The organism is Lysinibacillus sp. fls2-241-R2A-57 (genome assembly GCF_030209535.1).
Taxonomy (GTDB): Bacteria; Bacillota; Bacilli; order Bacillales_A; family Planococcaceae; genus Lysinibacillus.
On sequence record NZ_JARVRU010000002.1, the window covers coordinates 152,599 to 171,331 of the forward strand.

Annotated in this window: 23 protein-coding genes; all 23 read right to left on the reverse strand. The window is 37.9% G+C overall.

Going from position 1 to position 18,733, the window contains the following annotated elements; translation table 11 throughout:
• Positions 1-6: 6 nt before the first annotated feature.
• Positions 7-1,095 (reverse strand): flagellar biosynthesis protein FlhB, encoded by a 1,089-nt coding sequence (flhB, locus tag QRN68_RS00825; protein ID WP_285394660.1) that lies wholly within the window; start codon positions 1,093-1,095, stop codon positions 7-9.
• 1 nt (position 1,096) lies between these two features.
• Positions 1,097-1,873: a flagellar biosynthetic protein FliR gene (gene fliR, locus QRN68_RS00830; RefSeq protein WP_285394661.1), complete on the reverse strand. Its 777-nt coding sequence runs from the start codon at positions 1,871-1,873 to the stop codon at positions 1,097-1,099.
• A 4-nt stretch (positions 1,874-1,877) separates the two neighbouring features.
• On the reverse strand, positions 1,878-2,147 hold the full coding sequence (fliQ, locus tag QRN68_RS00835; RefSeq protein ID WP_285394663.1) for a flagellar biosynthesis protein FliQ: 270 nt from the start codon (positions 2,145-2,147) through the stop codon (positions 1,878-1,880).
• A gap of 13 nt (positions 2,148-2,160) precedes the next feature.
• Positions 2,161-2,826 (reverse strand): flagellar type III secretion system pore protein FliP, encoded by a 666-nt coding sequence (gene fliP / locus QRN68_RS00840; RefSeq protein WP_285394665.1) that lies wholly within the window; start codon positions 2,824-2,826, stop codon positions 2,161-2,163.
• A complete protein-coding gene (locus QRN68_RS00845) occupies positions 2,823-3,494 on the reverse strand; it encodes a flagellar biosynthetic protein FliO (protein WP_285394666.1) in 672 nt (223 codons plus the stop codon). The genes fliP and QRN68_RS00845 overlap by 4 nt, the downstream gene beginning before the upstream one ends.
• A gap of 10 nt (positions 3,495-3,504) precedes the next feature.
• Positions 3,505-3,867 (reverse strand): response regulator, encoded by a 363-nt coding sequence (locus QRN68_RS00850; RefSeq protein ID WP_049668450.1) that lies wholly within the window; start codon positions 3,865-3,867, stop codon positions 3,505-3,507.
• Positions 3,868-3,888: 21 nt separating this feature from the next.
• Positions 3,889-5,112: a flagellar motor switch phosphatase FliY gene (fliY, locus tag QRN68_RS00855; protein WP_285394667.1), complete on the reverse strand. Its 1,224-nt coding sequence runs from the start codon at positions 5,110-5,112 to the stop codon at positions 3,889-3,891.
• The gene (gene fliM, locus QRN68_RS00860) at positions 5,105-6,100 is read right to left on the reverse strand and encodes a flagellar motor switch protein FliM (protein ID WP_285394668.1); all 996 of its coding nucleotides are present in this window, start codon (positions 6,098-6,100) and stop codon (positions 5,105-5,107) included. The genes fliY and fliM overlap by 8 nt, the downstream gene beginning before the upstream one ends.
• Positions 6,101-6,131: 31 nt before the next feature.
• Entirely contained in the window at positions 6,132-6,560 is a 429-nt protein-coding gene (gene fliL / locus QRN68_RS00865; protein WP_285394669.1) for a flagellar basal body-associated protein FliL, read from the reverse strand.
• The gene (locus QRN68_RS00870) at positions 6,550-6,771 is read right to left on the reverse strand and encodes a flagellar FlbD family protein (RefSeq protein ID WP_285394671.1); all 222 of its coding nucleotides are present in this window, start codon (positions 6,769-6,771) and stop codon (positions 6,550-6,552) included. The genes fliL and QRN68_RS00870 overlap by 11 nt, the downstream gene beginning before the upstream one ends.
• A gap of 79 nt (positions 6,772-6,850) precedes the next feature.
• Positions 6,851-7,819 (reverse strand): flagellar basal body rod protein FlgG, encoded by a 969-nt coding sequence (gene flgG / locus QRN68_RS00875; protein ID WP_285394672.1) that lies wholly within the window; start codon positions 7,817-7,819, stop codon positions 6,851-6,853.
• A gap of 82 nt (positions 7,820-7,901) precedes the next feature.
• A complete protein-coding gene (locus QRN68_RS00880; RefSeq protein WP_285394674.1) occupies positions 7,902-8,273 on the reverse strand; it encodes a TIGR02530 family flagellar biosynthesis protein in 372 nt (123 codons plus the stop codon).
• 15 nt (positions 8,274-8,288) lie between these two features.
• The gene (gene flgD, locus QRN68_RS00885) at positions 8,289-9,020 is read right to left on the reverse strand and encodes a flagellar hook assembly protein FlgD (RefSeq protein ID WP_285394676.1); all 732 of its coding nucleotides are present in this window, start codon (positions 9,018-9,020) and stop codon (positions 8,289-8,291) included.
• Positions 9,021-9,022: 2 nt separating this feature from the next.
• Positions 9,023-10,321, reverse strand: coding sequence for a flagellar hook-length control protein FliK (locus tag QRN68_RS00890; RefSeq protein WP_285394677.1), 1,299 nt, complete (start codon positions 10,319-10,321; stop codon positions 9,023-9,025).
• Positions 10,322-10,327: 6 nt separating this feature from the next.
• On the reverse strand, positions 10,328-10,936 hold the full coding sequence (locus tag QRN68_RS00895) for a MotE family protein (RefSeq protein WP_285394678.1): 609 nt from the start codon (positions 10,934-10,936) through the stop codon (positions 10,328-10,330).
• Positions 10,937-10,940: 4 nt separating this feature from the next.
• Complete coding sequence (gene fliJ, locus QRN68_RS00900) at positions 10,941-11,390, reverse strand: flagellar export protein FliJ (RefSeq protein WP_285394680.1); 450 nt, start codon at positions 11,388-11,390, stop codon at positions 10,941-10,943.
• On the reverse strand, positions 11,391-12,716 hold the full coding sequence (gene fliI, locus QRN68_RS00905) for a flagellar protein export ATPase FliI (protein WP_285394682.1): 1,326 nt from the start codon (positions 12,714-12,716) through the stop codon (positions 11,391-11,393).
• Positions 12,717-12,721: 5 nt separating this feature from the next.
• Complete coding sequence (gene fliH, locus QRN68_RS00910) at positions 12,722-13,510, reverse strand: flagellar assembly protein FliH (protein WP_285394683.1); 789 nt, start codon at positions 13,508-13,510, stop codon at positions 12,722-12,724.
• Complete coding sequence (gene fliG, locus QRN68_RS00915) at positions 13,503-14,516, reverse strand: flagellar motor switch protein FliG (protein ID WP_285394684.1); 1,014 nt, start codon at positions 14,514-14,516, stop codon at positions 13,503-13,505. The genes fliH and fliG overlap by 8 nt, the downstream gene beginning before the upstream one ends.
• A 15-nt stretch (positions 14,517-14,531) precedes the next feature.
• Positions 14,532-16,127, reverse strand: coding sequence for a flagellar basal-body MS-ring/collar protein FliF (fliF, locus tag QRN68_RS00920; protein WP_285394685.1), 1,596 nt, complete (start codon positions 16,125-16,127; stop codon positions 14,532-14,534).
• Between the two features lie 270 nt (positions 16,128-16,397).
• The gene (fliE, locus tag QRN68_RS00925) at positions 16,398-16,703 is read right to left on the reverse strand and encodes a flagellar hook-basal body complex protein FliE (protein WP_285394686.1); all 306 of its coding nucleotides are present in this window, start codon (positions 16,701-16,703) and stop codon (positions 16,398-16,400) included.
• Positions 16,704-16,726: 23 nt separating this feature from the next.
• Positions 16,727-17,188 carry a flagellar basal body rod protein FlgC gene (gene flgC / locus QRN68_RS00930; protein ID WP_285394687.1) on the reverse strand — a complete coding sequence of 154 codons (462 nt, stop codon included), beginning with the start codon at positions 17,186-17,188 and terminating at the stop codon, positions 16,727-16,729.
• 3 nt (positions 17,189-17,191) lie between these two features.
• Positions 17,192-17,584 carry a flagellar basal body rod protein FlgB gene (gene flgB, locus QRN68_RS00935; protein WP_285394688.1) on the reverse strand — a complete coding sequence of 131 codons (393 nt, stop codon included), beginning with the start codon at positions 17,582-17,584 and terminating at the stop codon, positions 17,192-17,194.
• Between the last annotated feature and the right edge of the window lie 1,149 nt (positions 17,585-18,733).

Consider the following 18,733-nt stretch of genomic DNA (forward strand, 5'->3'; position numbering starts at 1 on the left):
AAAGCTTTAAATTTTCCGCTTAATTCGATAAACATAAGCAAGCACTTCTGCTACTGCTTTGAAAAACTCATCTGGTACCTGATCGCCAATTTCTACTTGATCGTACATAGCTCGTGCTAATGGTCTATTTTCAACCATAATCACATCATTTTCTTTGGCAATCAATTTAATTTTTTGAGCGATAAAGTCTGTCCCCTTCGCAATGACGCGTGGAGCTTCCATACTTTCCTCATCATACTTGAGGGCAATCGCATAGTGAGTTGGGTTTGTTATGACAACATCGGCGCTTGGAATCTCTGACATCATACGACGCATCGCCATTTCGCGTTGGCGTTGTTTGATTTTCGATTTGATCAGCGGGTCACCCTCACTATTTTTATATTCATCTTTAATGTCTTGCTTAGACATTTTAAGATTTTTTTCGTAATCAAGTTTTTGATACAACCAATCTAAAATAGATACACAAAGTAAAACGAGGGAAGCTGCAATTCCCATAATACCAACAAGCTTACCCACTGTAATGAGAGTCATCCATGGACTTTTAAAGGATAACGCCAAAACTTCTGGCAAATTTGTCCATATAATAATTGTCGTAACGCCACCGATAAAGCCAATCTTTAAAACTGACTTTAAAAGCTCTACAATGGCTTTAACAGAAAATATTTTTTTCAACCCTTTTATCGGGTCCATCTTTTTCAAATCAAACTTCATCGGCTCTAATGTAAATAGAAAGCCGAACTGTAGAAAGTTACCTACCAATGCTCCAACAAATGCAATTGCCATAATTGGAACGACAATAACAGCCATTTGCATTAATGTTTCTGTAAATAGGCGCATCACACTATCAATTGTTAGTGTTTCTACGCGTATGTTATGAATGAAAGTTTGCCTGAAAAAAGCTAGGAGTTCATCTCGCAGTGAACCTGCAAAGAAGAATAAAAAGATAAATACCATGAGCATGACAATTGCACTGGAAATATCCTGACTTTTGACAACCTGACCTTTTTTTCGAGCATCCTGTCGTTTTTTGGGCGTCGCCTTTTCCGTCTTTTCTCCCGCAAAATACTGTAAATCTAAATCCAGCAGTAGCAACATTTTACCCACCACCTAAAATAGCCATAAAATCACGCATAGCATAAATCATAATTGTAATAAGCTTTTGAATAACTTGAACCATGACAGCCATCATTGTGAATAACACTAGAAGACTAACACCAATTTTAATAGGAAAACCGACAACAAAAATATTTAATTGAGGTACAGTTTTCGCTGTGATTCCTAGTGCCAAATCGACTAAAAATAACGTTGCTACGACAGGAGCAGCCATTTGAAAGGCAATCGCAAAAACAGACGTAAAAGTCGTGATAATAAACTCGACATAATTGTCATTTGCGAAATTAGGAAATCCTTGATCCATCGGTAAGAATTGATAACTATAATAAATTCCATCGAGAATCATATGATGTCCATCTATTGCTAGTAGAAAGAGTAATGCTAGCGTATTAAAAAATTGTCCAATCAATGGACTTTGTGCACCTGTTTGCGGGTCAATAATGTTGGCAATGGCAAACCCCATTTGAAAATCTATAAAGCTTCCGGCAATTTGAATTGCCGACATAATGATGTAGCCTACTAGACCAATTAACAGTCCAATGAGTGCTTCCTTCATCACTAAAAGTATGTAATCACCATTTACTATAAATGGTTCGACGTCAATCGTGTAATACATCATCCAAGATAAAACTATTGCGAGAGTTATTTTGACTTTTGCCGGAATCGTCCTGTATGAGAATAAAGGTGCAGTCACAAAGAAAGCCGAAACACGCACAAGTACTAATAAAAAAACCGTGAAATGCGGGATTAATTCATTCATCTACTCACCCTATATAACGCGTTAAATTCTCAAAAATGTCTCTCGCATAGCTTGTCACCTGTGTTAACATCCATGGACCGAAAAATACGATGGCCACTAATACAGCGATGATTTTTGGAACGAATGCTAACGTTTGCTCTTGAATCGAAGTTGTTGCCTGAAAAATACTTACCGCTAAACCAACGATTAAAGCAACTAATAGTAGCGGACCGCTTGTTAGAAGGATAATCATAATGGCACGCTCTGCAATTGAAATAACCATTTCACCTGTCATACTGTATCATCCCCTAAAAACTTTGTAATAATGATTTTATCACCAGATACCAACCATCTACGAGTACAAATAATAAAATCTTAAACGGCAATGAAATCATAACCGGCGGTAACATCATCATCCCCATCGACATTAGCGTACTTGCGACAATCATATCGATTACAAGGAATGGAATAAAAATCATAAAACCAATTTGGAACGCTGTTTTAATCTCACTCAATGCGAAAGCAGGTACTAGCATAGTAAGGGGAATTTCTTCTACAGATGCTGGCTTTTCCGCTTGATTATACTTTAAAAATAAATCAAGGTCCTTTTGCCTTGTATGCTTACTCATAAACTCTTTAAACGGCACGCTTGCCCGATCGTACGCTTCATCAAGCCCAATTTCTTCAGCAAATAATGGCTGTAATGCCTCTTTATTGACCTCTTGAAAAGTTGGAGCCATGATAAAGAAAGTTAAAAACAACGAAAGACCTACAATGACCTGGTTCGGAGGCATTTGCTGTGTCGCCAATGCCGTACGAACAAACGATAGCACAATAACAATTCGTGTAAACGATGTCATTAAAATTAAAATACTTGGAGCAAGTGATAAAACTGTTAACATTAAAAGGAGCTTAATAGAAGTTGAGACGTTTGTCGGATCGCTGTTGGAAAAAATATTGATTACATCATTCATTTATCTTCATTCTCCTTTTGCTTCCATCTCTCCAGTTCTTCACTGCGCTCCTGTTTAATTTCAGAAATCTTTTTTTCAAATAGTTCACCAAAAGAATTTTGTTTTTGCTTCTTTGATGAATTCTCATTATTTTTTCTTTTAAACTTAGATAATACTTCTGCAATATACGGTGATGTTGCTGCAAGTTCTTGTCGTTCATTATAAAGTGCTAAAAGTGATGCAACTTCATCAGGATCAGTAATTTCACGTATCAACTGTACATCCTCACCGACCCCAACTAAATACAGTGTTTTACCTACTTGTAATAGTTGTACCGACTTATGAGCACCTAACGATAAACCGCCTAAATTTTGTACCAATTGATTACGTTGAAAGTTTAAATTTCTTTTATTTAAAAACTTCATCAATCCATAGAATAAAGCTACAACAAAAATAAGCGCCAAAACCATTTTTATGTATTCCCATGCAGATATGTCTCCAGCTGCTTGTTGATTTGCATCATCTTTCTTAGCAGCTGGATCACTATCTTTTGCACAATCGCCTTTATTGATACAGTCATCTACACTATTCGTGTTAGAGTCTGCATACACTGAAGTCGTTGTAGGGTACAAAAACAGGAAGGATACAAGAAATGCGAAAATCATCGTTAGACGAAATGATTTTAACATTCGCATGCAATCATCCTAAAGCTTTTTGGATCGCTTCAATTACACGATCAGCTTGGAAAGGCTTAACGATAAAGTCTTTCGCACCAGCTTGAATTGCATCGATTACCATTGCTTGTTGTCCCATTGCTGAACACATAATTACAGTTGCATTTGGATCTGAACCCTTAATCGCTTTAAGAGCAGCAATACCATCCATTTCAGGCATTGTAATATCCATCGTTACTAAATCTGGCTTTAATTCGTTGTACTTTTCAACAGCTTGTAAACCATCAGCTGCCTCCCCAACAACTTCAAACCCATTTTTCGATAAAATATCCTTGATCATCATGCGCATGAATGCAGCGTCGTCTACAATTAAAATTCTTTTAGACATCGTTAACTCCTCCAATTGAAACTATCTTAAATTATTTAAACGCTCTGCTTGACTTAAAACATCTGTAATGCGGACACCGAAGTTTTCATCAATAACAACGACTTCACCTTTAGCGATTAAATTGCTATTTACTAAAATATCAACCGGTTCACCAGCTAATTTATCTAGCTCAATAATCGAACCACTAGATAGTTCTAAAATCTCTTTAACAGAACGCTTTGTACGTCCTAACTCTACAGTAACTTGCAATGGAATATCAAGTAGCATATTTAAATTTCTAGCTTCAGATTGCGAGATAACATTTGTATCAAAACTTGCAAACTGTGCTTGTTGAACATTGACCGGTTGAGCAGGTCTTGTTGCTTGAGAAATCTGTTGTTGCTCTTGATACATTGGTTGCTGTATTGGTGCTGCCTGCTGTTGATAAACAGGTTGTGCAGGTGGCGCTTGTGTTACAGGTGCTTGTGGTTGCACTGGCGGCGTTGCTACTGGTGCTTCAGGCGCTATTGTTGCAGCCACAGGTTCTTCGATTGATTCTGTTTCTCCTAATAGAGACTTTACAATGTTTTGACTAAATTTAAGCGGTAATAATTGCATTAAATTTGAATCAATTAAATTACCGATTTTTAATCTGAAGGATACTTTTACAAGTAAATCATCTTCAGGAATATTTTCTCGCCCTTCATTTTGAGAAATATTCATTAAATCAATTGTTGGTGGAGAAATATCCACTTTTTTATTGAATACTGTTGACATTGAAGTAGCCGCAGAGCCCATCATTTGATTCATAGCTTCTTGAACAGCACTTAGCTGAATTTCACCTAGGTCTGGTTTCGGATTTAAGCCATCTCCACCTAACATTAAATCAGCAATAATCGCTGCATCGGATTGCTTAATAACAAGTAAATTCATACCTGATAATCCAATCGTATATTCAACCTGTACGGCTACATAAGGATGAGGAAATTCCTCTTCTAATTTGTTACGATTAATCATTGAAATACTTGGCGTAGTAATATCTACTTTTTGACCTAATAACGCTGAAAGTGCTGTAGCAGAGCTACCGAAGGATATATTCCCCACCTCACCTAATGCATCTTGGGCAAACGAATCGAGGTAATCCTCTACTCGTAAATCATTTGTGTCTTCATCTTTAGAAGCTTCAGAATCGCTGTTGTTATCTTCCAACGTCTCGCCCCTTAATAACGCTTCAATTTCTTCTTGGGAGAGCATTTCATCACTCATCTTCGTCTCCTCCTTTCAAAGGGTCGATAATCTGGATTGCTAATTTTTTGCCTTGCTTTCCTGGTTGAACAGTGAATTTCGGTAATGTTCCTACTTTTAATAGTAATGGGTCTTCAATTTTTTGTTCTAATTGAATGACATCTCCAATCTGCATTGTAAGGAAATCCTCAATGGTGATGTCTGTAATACCAAGTTCGACGGAAAGAGGTAGTTTTGCTTGTTTCACTCGTGTTTCAAGCATTTTTGTTTGCTCTGGAGACATCTCTTTTGTATTTGTCTGCATCCAGTAGCGAACAGAAAGATTTGGAACAATTGGTTCCAGTACAACATGCGGAATACAAATATTAATCATTCCACTTGTCTCACCGATGATCGTATTTAATGAAATAACGACAACCGTTTCATTGGGTGAAATCATTTGTAAGAATTGAGGGTTGACCTCAAGCTCTACTAAAATTGGATCAATTTCCGCAACATTTTCCCACGCCTCGCGTAAGTTGTCGAATGACCGTTCAAAAAGGTTCGTCATAATTTTCGTTTCAATTTCTGTTAAGTTATCGACATTACTATGACTCGCCCCGCTACCGCCCATTAAACGATCTAACATCGAGTAGGCAATGTTCGGATTTATTTCCATCAGTATATTACCATCTAATGGTGGCACTTCAAACACATTAATGAGTGTCATATTCGGAATCGAACGTACAAACTCTTCAAATGGTATTTGGTCCACTGATGCAACCGTAATCTGAACATAGCTTCTTAGCTGTGCCGAAAAAAAAGTTGTCAGTAGTCGTGCAAAATTTTCGTGTATTCGGGTCAAACTTCGGATTTGATCTTTTGAGAAACGCAGTGCTCGTTTAAAGTCATAAACCTTAACCTTGCGCCCTTCGTCCTCTTTTTTTATGTCGTCCGCTGACATTTCCCCTGTTGATATTGCGGAAAGCAGCGCATCTATCTCAGATTGAGATAACACATCTCCTGCCATTTGCCCACCTCCATTTCAAGCAGTTTCTTTATTATTGAGTGATGAAGGAGGTAATATAAATCTCCTGAACTTCTCCCTCTTGCATCAATTCATTTAATCGGGTTTTTAATGATTTTTGGAAAACTTGTTTACCTTGCTTACCTTCTAAATCTTTTTGCTCCATCTCGGAAAGCTCTTGAATAACAATATTTTTCACTTGGAAATCACGCTTCGTTAACTCGGCAGCTGCATCTTTATTTGTTGTTTGAATTTTTAACGACAAACGTACAATTTTGTTATCAGCTAAATTTGTAGTAATTTCCGGAATTTCAACAGAAGCTTCTACGATTTCATCAATTGTTGGTTCAAGAGTTCCTGCTGGCTTATTAAATTGGGTAAACAAGAAAACAGCAATACCCCCGATAAGTATGATTGCTACTAGCACGATGATAATCATCGTTAACATTTTGTTATTCTTCATCTTCTTCACCTCGTAGATGCGGGTTTGATAGTATTTGTATATTTTTATAAAAGGCTTTTACCCTTTGTCGCACCTCATCTTCACTCTGTAAAACAATGATTTTGGTTCCAGTCGTTAATGTGATGGTCGTGTCCGGAAAAGATTCGACCGTTTCTATGTATAAAGCATTCAATGTAAATGCTTTGCCATTTAGACGTGTTAGTTCAATCATTGAAATAGGGCCGGGTCTAGCGCGAGAGCCGGCCCGACCCTCCCTCAAAAAAAATTATGTTTTTTTACAATCTTTCAAACTAGCGTTTTAAGTTTACTAACTCTTGAAGAATTTCATCGGATGTTGTAATAATACGCGTATTTGCTTGGAAACCACGTTGTGCAACAATCATCTCTGTAAATTCTTCAGATAGGTCAACGTTGGACATTTCTACCTTTCCAGTTTCAACACTACCCATACCTGCCACAGTACCTACTTGTGCATACGCTACGCCTGAGTTTGATGTTTGTTGATAGTAATTGCCGCCTGTTTTAGCAAGACCACCAGCGTTTGGGAATTTAGCCATAATCAATTGACCACCCCACTGTAATGTACCATTTAAATCTGAATAAGTAATCGTACCATCCTGACTAATGCTTACTTCTTTAGCTGTTGGCGGGATACGAATTGGACCTACAGTACCTTCAGCTGGTTTTAATTCCCCAGTATCATCAAATAAATTTTCACCTTTATCACCAGATGCTTTTTTTCCATCTGCGGCTAAAATACCTGTATCATCCTTCTCGATAACAATATCTTTACCAGCTGAAATACCTACCATATATTTACCATCGGCATTTACTAAATAGCCATTATTGTCCATGTAGAAAACACCGTTACGAGTAAATAAAGTGTTATTGAAACCATCTTGATCAATAAAACCACTATCCGGATCTGGCGCACCATTAGCATCAGCCACCATAAAGAAACCTTCACCTTGAATAGCTAAATCTAATCCACGTCCTGTTTGCTGTAAGGATCCGTTACCGTGAATAGTATCAATAGCAGCTAATTGTGAGCCTAGACCTATTTGCTGTGGGTTTACACCTCCACGAGTTGCAGTAGATCTAGAAGCACTTCCTTGAGTTTGAGACATTAAATCTTTAAATTCAACACGACCTTTTTTAAAACCAATTGTATTAACGTTTGAGATATTATTACCGATAACATCCAGCTTTGTTTGGAAGTTTTTAAGACCTGAAATACCTGCGTACATTGAACGTAACATTTGTTGTCGTTCTCCCTTCTTTTCTAAATTGTGAGCCTCAATCAGTCAGCTACACATAGGCTTCCTTTCAAAGGTCCAGCCCTTATAACACAATTGTGCCATCAATATTAGTAAATATTTGCTGCTTTGCTTCCGTGCGGTCCATTGCTGTAATGACAGTAGCATTTTTAGCACTGACAATTAAAGCTGCTTGATCCATCAAGACTAATGGTTGTTTGACACCTTTTGAGTGCGCTTCAAATACCTTATCCGATACAACTTGCCATTCTTGTTCAGAAATCGCTATATTACGCTCGATAATTCGTTCATTCGCGTGCTTGCTCACTTTTAATTCTTGTTGATTGGTAGCTTCCTGTAAATGAGCCTTAAACGATTGCTGTGATTTTAATGGCGTAGGTTGTGTCTGGCGAATAGATGGATGCAATGGTACACGATGAATCGAAAATTTATCCATCATTTTTCTCCACCTTTATTCGCTTATTACGGTAAAATCTTTATCTGTTAATTTTTTATCATTTTCTAGTACATAATGAATGACGCCATCTTTATTCGTTACAGAAACGATACGGCCTTGTAGTTCTTGTTCACCGTCTTTATATGTAACTTTTTTACCGATTAACTTGCTTGCCTGTACAAGTGGAGATTCCGTCACCGTATTGTTATCATTCGAATTTGTTCCTGAGCCGCCTAATATTGCTGAGATATTGCCAGGGGTAATTTTCTTACCATCAGCTAATACAAACACAGGTTTACCCTCTACAAACTCGAGAGATTGAATTATTCCCGTACCTTCTTTAATAATCGGCTTCTTAGCTTCATCTACTTCTTCTGTAATCTCATGCCATTTAACTTCCTTACCAATGAATGTTGTATAATTCATCATCTGTGTTTGTTGCTGTGAAGCAAGCATGGATTCCATCGCTTTTGTCATATTTTGCATTTGCTCTAAGGAAGAGAACTGGGCCATTTGCGAAATAAATTCTCTATCATCCATTGGATTTGTTGGATCTTGGTGTTGTAATTGTGTAATTAATAATTTAAGAAAAGCATCCTTCCCAAGTTCACTATTACCTGTTTGCTTTGTAGGCTTCTTATAATTGGAATATTGAAAGTCATCCGATACTTTTGTATTTATTGGTTTAGGTGTGTTCGTTATTGAATCTGCTAGTTTAGGTGTTGTTTTAGATATTGAATCTGCCATTGTTACACCTCCTCACTTATTAAATATTCACTAAAGGACTTGCTTTCATCGTCATCGTCGCTTTTTTGCTCCTGCTCATCTTCCTGCTGTTGCTTAAAGAAATTGTTGAAGAAGTTTTGGTCGCGTTGTTGGCGGTCTGCATCTTGCAATGACTGAGCAATATCGAGACGATCAACTTGAATATTTTGCTGTACAAAGGCTTGCTTAAGTTGATGTGCCTGACTATCGAGTAACTCACGTCCTTGAGCTGTTGAAGCAAGCAGTCGTGCTGTGAGGACTCCATCATTTTGCACAAGCTCGATACGAATTGATCCTAGATTTTCCGGGTACAATTTCAATGTTAAACGTGTAATCCCTTGTGCATTAGAGAGTTGAGCTCTATTGATGATCGCTTGCATCTCTTTCAGTAATGCCTCAGACTGTGCTGGTTTTGCTGCTGGCAGTGTTACTTGGAATGAGTCTGCTTTTGTTTGGACTGTATTGGCCGTCACCATTTCATTAGCACTTGTGTCAGTCTGCTTTGTAACTTGAACTTGCTGCACTACTTGCTGGAAGCCCTGTAACGGAAGTGTTACTGTTGTTTTAGTTGTTACTTGCTGAGCAGTTTGAATCGTCTCTACTTGTGTTTGCATTGTAGTTAAAAAATTCTTAACGTTCGTTAGCAAGCTTTCTTGTTGACCTGTTAAGTCTGTTTTCTGTCCGACTAATTGTGCCAACTTTAACACTTGAAGTAATTGTGTTGCTTCTTTCGGCGTTACTTGACCTTCGCCTTGCAAAGCTGTTACAACTTGTGCTTGAAGCATCGGGGCCTGAGCATCTACTAATGCTAAAAGCTCCCAAACATCACTTGCTTCTTTATCTTCTCCTAGCAACTGTTGTACTAATTTTTGAAGTTGCTCTGAATCAATTCCTAATGCATCCATTAAATTATCTAGATTTAGCATTTCATCTATCCCAATAGCTTTGCCTTCCTCACCAACTTGAAGCATTAACAAACCATCGTCGTGTGGAATATCTAGTAAGTCTAGTACATCTTCAATAGACTCAGCGTTTAAAACTGCTTCTAAATCAGCTATATCTGTTGTTTCGGCAGACTCTGTAGACTGCTGTGTTTGATTGGAAGAAGAAATAATTTGTCCAAAAACAGAGCCAAACGTTGAGAGATTTTCTTTCTTCGACGTTTCACTTGCTTTAACATCAGCATTGCCTACTGTTGCAGGTTTGGTAGCTGCTGTTTTAGCTGGTATAGTCTTGGACATCATTTGCATCATTGCCACATCCATCATTTCACCTCCTTTCATATATCTCTATTGTTTAGCCATCATTTCCGTATATTTCGCTGCATCTTGTGGATCCATTTTTTCTAAAATCGCTGCTACTTTATCCGGTTTTAAGTTTGTTAAAATACGCAGTGCTTCAGCATCGCTCATTTTAACAAGCACTGGCGCTGCTGCTTTAGGAGACATCTTATCATAAGTTTTTAAAATGTCATTAAAGTCACGTTTTACGTCATCTTGCTCTCTATTTGTTTTTTCAGTTTCAAATTTTAGCTGCTCATTTTCTGTCTTTAACTTTTCTTTTTCAGTTGTTGCCGTATCTAATTTTTTTTGCAGTTGAGCAATTTCCGCTTCTTTTTCTTGGATATCAGCCTGTAATTTTACAACCTTCGAATCATTATTAACAACAGCTTCTTTTGCTTGTTGTTCTTCTGAAGGAACGAATGGTAAGCTTTCATATGCTTTCTTTCCTAAATCAAAGACATTCGTATTCATCAGTGTTGCAACAATAAGTAGAATTGCTACTACAAACATAATAGGTATTACAAACCACATAAAAAACTTTCGAAAGCCACCCGATTTACGTTTAGGTGGTCGTTCTTCTAATTCCGTTGTAAGTCGATTATCTTTTTTTGCCATGAAATCACCTGATTTCTCTCTTGTTATACGTAAGTGATGAAATCTCATCTAAAAAAATGCCTTCGATACGATCCTGTTCTTGCTGGAATAACTTAAAATCTTTTTCTCGCATTTTTTCAAATTTACGCACTTCCAAGTTTTTTTCTAATAATTTTTCTTCGTGCCAATTCATTTTTGCACGAGCTTGTACAACTTTCTGCTGTACATCAGCAATTGTTTTTTCGAGGCTATCAATAAAACGGGCATAGTGATGAATCTCCTCTATTGATGAACCTACAGCTAAACGCCCCTGCTGGAACTCTAATAAATCTTCTTTCTTTTTTAGCAAATCATATAGCTTTGATGCTACTTCTTCAAAAGTACGTACAGCTTCTTTATAGGCAATTTCAGTTTCATTTTTTTCCTGTTCTCGAATGGTTAACACTTTTTCAAAACGATAAATATAACTCACCATCTATTTTCCACCACCGTTCGATAATGAAATTAACTCATTCACACTTTCCTCAAGGGTCACTTTATCTAAATAGCCCTGCTTTAAATAAGCGGTAATGAGAGGTTCATAGTAAATCGCTTCATCAATTTCTTTTGACGTCCCCCGCTTATACGCACCAATGTTAATTAGATCTTCCGACTTGTCATATGTATAATAGAGCTCCCTTAAACGTTCTGCAGCCTTTTTATGCTCTGGCTCTGCCACATGATTCATTAAACGGCTGACACTTTTTAATACATTAATAGCTGGATATTGACCTTTATTGGCAAGGTTTCGATCAAGAACAATATGGCCATCTAAAATCCCTCGCACAGTATCTGCAATTGGCTCGTTCATATCATCACCATCTACTAATACTGTATAAAAGGCCGTAATAGAGCCCTTCTCATTAGTACCTGTGCGCTCTAATAGTTTAGGTAAAATCGCAAATACAGATGGTGTGTATCCTTTTTGAGCTGGTGGTTCACCTGTCGCAAGACCAATCTCTCGTTGTGCCATAGCAACACGAGTCACAGAGTCCATCATCAACATGACATTTAAACCACGATTTCTAAAATACTCTGCAATCGCTGTTGCGGTAAAAGCTCCTTTAATTCGCATCAGTGCGGGCTGATCAGAAGTTGCAGCTACAACTATTGATCGGCTTAAACCCTCTGGCCCTAAGTCACGCTCTATGAACTCACGAACTTCACGACCACGCTCCCCAATAAGTGCGATAACGTTTAAATCAGCTTGTGTATTTCGCGCAATCATACCGAGCAATGTACTTTTCCCTACCCCTGAACCAGCGAAAATACCTACACGTTGTCCATTACCAACAGTTAGCATGCCGTCAATTGCTTTAACACCTACTTCAAGTCTTTCATCGATCGGTGGACGTGTTAGTGGGTTCGGTGGGTCCTGCTCAGTCGGAACCGACAATAATCCTCTCGGTAGCACTGTCCCATCTATTGGATTTCCCATAGAATCAAGTACTTTACCGATGAGCTCGGGTCCCACTTTTACCTCTAGTGGTGCCCCCGTACCTTCAACTAGGCAGCCAATGGATATTTCTCGCAGTGAGGTAAAAGGCATTAAGACGACAATTTCATCTTTGAAGCCTACTACCTCTGCTAAGATGGTTTGATGGCCGTTTTTAGAAGTTTCCACATAAATTTTACAGACATCACCAATGGAACTATCTGGACCTTGCGACTCAATCATCAAGCCGACAACTCTAGTTACTCTACCAAACTTTTTAAAGGTTGGCATTTGAGGAATTTGTTTGATTAGTTGAGCCGTTTTCATCTAGATCATTCCTTACTTTCTAATATTTCATGTAGCTTCAATCTTAGTTCATTTAATTGCTCATCAATACTTACAACAATACGGCCATGGTTTGTTTCGATAAAGCAATCTGTATCATTTTCTAAATCCTCATTTACAAAAATCATAAATGGTACGTCCGTTGGGAACATTTCTGCTAGTTCATCACGATTAGAAGTAATTAATGCATAGTAGGTAGGTGAAACATAAATTTTTATTTCTTTCATTTCTCTCGCTTCTTTAAGCCCTCTGCGAACGATTGAAACAAATAATTCATTATCTCGCTCTAAAGATGCACCAATAATACGCTCTGCTGCAGTTAAGCCTAGCTCTAAAATAATCGCTTCCTGATCGTCAATATATTTCCGCGCATTTTCCTTAGCATGAAGGATTACTTCATTAGCTGTTTGGAGAGAATGTGCCATCGCTTCATTAGCTTTGTTTGTCCCATCTTCATAGCCTTGACCATATCCTTCATCATAAGCCTCTTGCACTCGTTCAGGTCGTTCTTCTTCCCAACTTTGCTTTACATGTTCAATTTCCTGAAAGAACATTTGCTTCTCTTGTTCAAAAGCCTCGCGCTCAGCATGTAAAATAGCTCTAGCCTCTGCAAATAAACGTTCGCGCTCTTCCAGTACTTCTTCCATAGTCATTTGTTTTTGAAGCGGAATTTCTTCATTTTCTACTTCATGCATTTCAAACATGTCACGAATTTGAATCTTCTTTACATTTTCGTCATTGGATTGTGTATATATGGAACGGATGATTCTAGACAATGACGTCATCTCCTCCACCACGTGCAATAATAATCTCACCAGCATCCTCTAAGCGACGAATGACCGCAACAATTCGAGATTGTGCCTCCTCTACGTCACGTAAACGTACAGGTCCCATAATCTCCATTTCCTCTTTAAATGTTTCAGCCATACGTTGTGACATATTGCGGAAAATAATATCTTTTACTTCCTCGCTTGAAACTTTCATTGAAAGCAGTAAATCTTCATTTTCACAATCACGAATAACACGTTGAATCGAGCGGTTGTCGAGCGTAACAATATCCTCGAATACGAACATACGTTTTTTGATTTCTTCTGCAAGCTCTGGATCTTGAATTTCGAGTGCATCGAGAATCGTTTTTTCCGTTTGTCGGTCTACACCATTTAACACTTCAACGACTGCATCAACGCCACCTGTCTCTGTGTAATCCTGTGTAACAGTTGATGATAATTTACGCTCTAAAACAGATTCAATTTCACTAATAACTTCTGGTGAAGTTGACTCCATTACGGCTATACGTTTAGCAATATCAGCCTGAACTTCCTGCGGTAATGACGATAAAATGACACCCGCTTGCCCTGCTTCTAAATAAGATAGAATAAGGGCAATTGTTTGTGGATGTTCATTTTGAATAAAGTTAAAAATTTGTGCTGGATCAGCTCTCCGTGCAAAGTCAAATGGACGCACTTGTAAAGAAGATGTCAGACGGTTAATAATCGTTTGAGCTTGCTCTACACCAAGTGCTTTCTCCAATACTGTCTTCGCGTAACCAATACCACCCTGTGTAATATAATCTTGCGCAAGTGCAATGTTGTGGAATTCTTCAATAATTTCCTCTTTCACATTTGCTTCTACTTTTTTAACGCTTGATATTTCTAATGTTAAACGTTCAATTTCTTCCTCTGTTAAATGTTTATAGACAGAAGCTGAAACCTCAGGCCCTAATGAAATTAACAAGAGAGCGGCCTTTTGTTTTCCTGTTAATTCTTTTTCTTTCTTGGACACAGTCGAACCTCCTAGTTAGTCTTCCGCAATCCAACTACGCAGTAACTTTGCAAAATCGTCTGGCTTTTCTTTTGCCATTTTTTCAAGCTGCTTACGACGCATTGTAGCTTCCGTTTCAATTTCTTCATTTATATCTTCAATCATAAGTTCTTCTTGTTCTTCTAGGATGCTAAACTCTTCTTCTTCCTTCGCACGTTTACGTGAACGGATAATGAAGAATGCCAGCAATAAAATTACAGCTAGTAATATTCCGCCGATTACCCAAACCCACCATGGGATCACAGATTTTTCGTTAACTTCATCTACTGCTTTACCATTTAAAGGTTGTACTGAAACAGCTACTTTTTCATCAATTTGCTCTTGAGTAAGCTCTGCAGTTACATCTTTAGAAATCGTCGTACGAACAATAGTACTTAAGATTTTTTGGATATCCTCTTGAACCCCATTTGGTAATGATGCTGCATCGGTTGCTGTCGGTGGTTCAACAATTACTTGAATACCAATATCTTGAATTTTATATGGTGCCTCTTGGATATCTTTGCGTATACGGTTTACGTCATTATTAATTGTTTCTTCGGTACGCTCGTAATCTCCGTTACCCGTTGCACCTTCGTTATAAGTTGTAAAGTTATCTGTCGTCGTTTCAGCTTCAGGTGTTCCAGTAGCCGCAGCTCCTGTACCAGAATATTGCTCGCTAATACGTTGGGCGCTAATGGCAATCCCTGCCATATTCTCTTCGTCGACCGGCGTAACTAGGTTTTCTTCTCGATTTTCCTTTTTGAAATCAATGTCTGTTGTCACAGAAACTATTACTTTGTCTTGTCCCATAAGCGTACCAAGCATAGTTTGCACTTGACGTTGTAAATCACGCTCAATCAATTTCTTTGCTTGTAACTGGCCTTCAGCTGTCGTTGTTGAAGTTCCATCAGCAGTGGTAGCAGCATTCAAATCAAAGTACTCTGAGAATTGGTTAGATATAACAATGTTATCTGTTTTTAAATTTGGAACACTTTTTGCTACTAAGTTGTACATAGTGGCAATTTGTTGCTCGGTAAATTTATAGCCAGGGTCTGTATTCAATACAATAGATGCTGTCGCTTCTTCTTTTGTATCTTTCAAGAAAACTCCTTCTTCAGGAACATTAATCATTACCTTTGCATCTTTTACACCTTCTAGATTTTTAATGAGCTTAGCAATTTCTGTTTCAGTTGCTGCCTTTTTCAATAGGTTAAACTCATTATCCGTCATACCAAATCCAGAGCTGTTCGCAAATGAGTAATCAATCGTTCCTGTTTGCGGATATCCTTCCGATGCTAATTGGACTAACAATGCATCTACTTGTTCCTCAGGCACTAAAATTGATGTCCCCCCTGGCGCGATTTCATATTTTACACTTTGGGAGTCCAACGCTTCCTTTACTTGGCCGATTTCTCTTGTCGATAAATCTTTATAAAGTGGTACATATGTAGTTTTTGTAGCAAAAAGTGTAACAACCGTAGCAAGTGCTAGAACAGCTACTACCGAACCAATCATTACAATTTTTTGTTTTTTACTACGACTTGTCCAAAACTGGCTGGTGTCGTTTTTTATTTTCGTCAATCGTTCATTCATTATGAATCCTCCGGTTATAGTGAATAACCTATCCATCTAATAATTCGCGAAAACAGTGATATCCCATAACATTAAGCATTATCATCACCATAACAGGTTGATTTCCGTTCCGACTGGACGCTTTGTTAGGGGGCGTCCAGCCTCCACTCTAATCAACTTACATACATGGCATAACTTTTGGTAATGAGCCTTCAATCATTCATTCAAAAAACTCACTTTATGGGATATATCCTTTACTTCAATAGTGACTTTATCACTTGTTCAATAAAGTTAGACACTCATTCGCATTATTTCTTGGTAAGCTTCAATCACCTTATTGCGAACTTCCATTGTTGCATTTAATGTAATACTCGCTTTTTGTGATGCAATCATCACTTCGTGCAACTCTACATCTCCACCAGTAATTAGCTTTTCGGTAAGATTATCAGAAGTAATTTGTTGATCATTAACTTTCGCTATTGCTTCTTTTAAAGAGTTCGCAAAACTTTGTTGTGCTTCATAAGGTGTTGTATTAAGTTTATTTGTTTCTTTTACAACCTGCGTAGGTGTCATTAGTGAAACGGACGAAATTGCCATTATGTATCTTCCTTTCCTCTTATTTATTTACCAATCTCTAAAGCCTTTGTCAGCATAGATTTATTTGCATTGAATACAGTTACGTTTGCTTCGTAGGAACGAGTGGCTGACATTAAATCTACCATTTCTTTTAATGGATCTACATTTGGCATTTTTACATTGCCATCTGCGTCTGCATCTGGATGAGTTGGATCATACACAAGTTTGAAAGGTGTTTCTCTATCTTCTTTTATTTGTGTTACTTTTACGCCGTTGCCAACGCCACTTTTTGCATTTTTCCCAAGTGCGGTATTAAAGAACTTTGAAAACTGTCCCTCTTGAGCTGTTAAAGTTACCGACTTTCGGCGGTATGGTTCCCACTCCCCATTCACTTGTCTAGCACGCGTTGTATCCATGCCTGCCATATTTGAAGAAATGACATCCATTCGTAAACGCTGTGCTGTTAAAGCTGAGGCAGTGGTATTCATTCCATGAAAAATAGACATTTATTACTTACCTCCTTTAATTACAGTATTTAATGTATTTAACTTACCGTTCATACGGTCAATTAATGCATTGTAATAGATTTGATTTTCAGCCATTTTCGCCTGTTCAGCATCCATATCTACACCATTACCATTATTTCGATAACGTAAGCCGTCTATATTATGCACACCAGGTGTAGATTGTCGAATCGTAAAATCATAATGTCTATTATCAGTACGATATGCCGAGATTGATCTTTGTTCTTCTTTCTCCAACATATCTTTAAAACTTACACTTTTCGCCTTGTAATTCGGCGTATCGACATTCCCAATGTTATTGGCGATCGTTTTTTGATTCAAAGTTGCATAGGAAAGTCCGTTTTCCAGGCTACTAATAGTTCCTCCAAATAAATTCAAAACCATTCACCTCATTTTATTTCTTTCTATGTATTTCTTTTTTTATCCAATAATACAATTGTAATTAAGATGATACGTAGTGTCTATTGTCTTTTGTCACTTTTTGATAGTCTTTAGGACCCATTTTTTATCGCATCTAACCAGGACAAAACTGCTGTACCCCTTGATTCGCCTGCTTTCGCGAGGATTCTACATACATCTAGTATTTTTACACTATTTCGGCAGTGTTTACGGGCATAGTATCAGATTATTCCCTATTTTTCACTTTTTTTCACTTTTTCGTATTCGACACGATGTCTAATTTAAGGTTCCTTTTTACTACTTAACAGTATTATATTGAATATTCTGTTAATTGGAGAGAGAATTTTCCACTGTTCTACGCACGTAACAAAAGAGGTATTTGTGCCATTTACTTTTATGCTAATAGTAGTGAAATTTTGGTGAAGATATTTGGGGAAAAAGAAACGGAGCTATTCAAATTTTAGTACTCATAATTATCACTAAAATGAATCACTCTTCATCTTTTAGTACTACTTTATTGTTTTATTTACGATGTAACTGCGAAATACCAATGACCTATAAAGCTTCGGCTCCTATCTAACTAGAACAAATGGCTAAAATGCACGTTTACATCAGAGCCTGAAGCAAAAGTAAGCGATCCACCTCTTTTGGCCGAGGGATTAAAGCGTCCTCTAGGATGTAGCGCTTTAACCTTGGCGTTCTTGGGTCCTGAATGAAGATAAAAAAGCATCTGGAATGAAATCGTTCCAGATGCCTTGATAGTGTTGAAAATGGTCAAGAAAATCTTTATGAATGTCGTGACTCTATTAAACGAGGGGGTTTCTGTTCCAGGCTACTCGCTTTCGCACAGAAAGCGAAGCGGCAGCTACAAATGTTTTATCTGTGCGAAAGCGTAGCGGCAGCAACAATTGCTTTATCTGCGCGAAAGCGTAGCGTCAGCAACAATTGCTTTATCTGCGCGAAAGCGTAGCGTCAGCGGCAAAGCGCCCAGCCCGAACGGAAATCAACCACACGCTTTGCAAAAGAGCCATACTTTATTCCCTTAATTTCATTGACACAATAGTTTTTCAACAATCGAGTAGGAGGGAGTGATTAACTCCCGACCTCTCACACCACCGTACTTACGGA

Excerpts from the sequence above, each read along its gene's own strand:
- flhB (WP_285394660.1), bottom strand. The coding sequence starts at position 1,095 with ATGTTGCTACTGCTGGATTTAGATTTACAGTATTTTGCGGGAGAAAAG.
- fliR (WP_285394661.1), bottom strand. The coding sequence starts at position 1,873 with ATGAATGAATTAATCCCGCATTTCACGGTTTTTTTATTAGTACTTGTG.
- fliQ (WP_285394663.1), bottom strand. The coding sequence starts at position 2,147 with ATGACAGGTGAAATGGTTATTTCAATTGCAGAGCGTGCCATTATGATT.
- fliP (WP_285394665.1), bottom strand. The coding sequence starts at position 2,826 with ATGAATGATGTAATCAATATTTTTTCCAACAGCGATCCGACAAACGTC.
- QRN68_RS00845 (WP_285394666.1), bottom strand. The coding sequence starts at position 3,494 with ATGTTAAAATCATTTCGTCTAACGATGATTTTCGCATTTCTTGTATCC.
- QRN68_RS00850 (WP_049668450.1), bottom strand. The coding sequence starts at position 3,867 with ATGTCTAAAAGAATTTTAATTGTAGACGACGCTGCATTCATGCGCATG.
- fliY (WP_285394667.1), bottom strand. The coding sequence starts at position 5,112 with ATGAGTGATGAAATGCTCTCCCAAGAAGAAATTGAAGCGTTATTAAGG.
- fliM (WP_285394668.1), bottom strand. The coding sequence starts at position 6,100 with ATGGCAGGAGATGTGTTATCTCAATCTGAGATAGATGCGCTGCTTTCC.
- fliL (WP_285394669.1), bottom strand. The coding sequence starts at position 6,560 with ATGAAGAATAACAAAATGTTAACGATGATTATCATCGTGCTAGTAGCA.
- QRN68_RS00870 (WP_285394671.1), bottom strand. The coding sequence starts at position 6,771 with ATGATTGAACTAACACGTCTAAATGGCAAAGCATTTACATTGAATGCT.
- flgG (WP_285394672.1), bottom strand. The coding sequence starts at position 7,819 with ATGTTACGTTCAATGTACGCAGGTATTTCAGGTCTTAAAAACTTCCAA.
- QRN68_RS00880 (WP_285394674.1), bottom strand. The coding sequence starts at position 8,273 with ATGGATAAATTTTCGATTCATCGTGTACCATTGCATCCATCTATTCGC.
- flgD (WP_285394676.1), bottom strand. The coding sequence starts at position 9,020 with ATGGCAGATTCAATATCTAAAACAACACCTAAACTAGCAGATTCAATA.
- QRN68_RS00890 (WP_285394677.1), bottom strand. The coding sequence starts at position 10,321 with ATGAAAGGAGGTGAAATGATGGATGTGGCAATGATGCAAATGATGTCC.
- QRN68_RS00895 (WP_285394678.1), bottom strand. The coding sequence starts at position 10,936 with ATGGCAAAAAAAGATAATCGACTTACAACGGAATTAGAAGAACGACCA.
- fliJ (WP_285394680.1), bottom strand. The coding sequence starts at position 11,390 with ATGGTGAGTTATATTTATCGTTTTGAAAAAGTGTTAACCATTCGAGAA.
- fliI (WP_285394682.1), bottom strand. The coding sequence starts at position 12,716 with ATGAAAACGGCTCAACTAATCAAACAAATTCCTCAAATGCCAACCTTT.
- fliF (WP_285394685.1), bottom strand. The coding sequence starts at position 16,127 with ATGAATGAACGATTGACGAAAATAAAAAACGACACCAGCCAGTTTTGG.
- fliE (WP_285394686.1), bottom strand. The coding sequence starts at position 16,703 with ATGGCAATTTCGTCCGTTTCACTAATGACACCTACGCAGGTTGTAAAA.
- flgC (WP_285394687.1), bottom strand. The coding sequence starts at position 17,188 with ATGTCTATTTTTCATGGAATGAATACCACTGCCTCAGCTTTAACAGCA.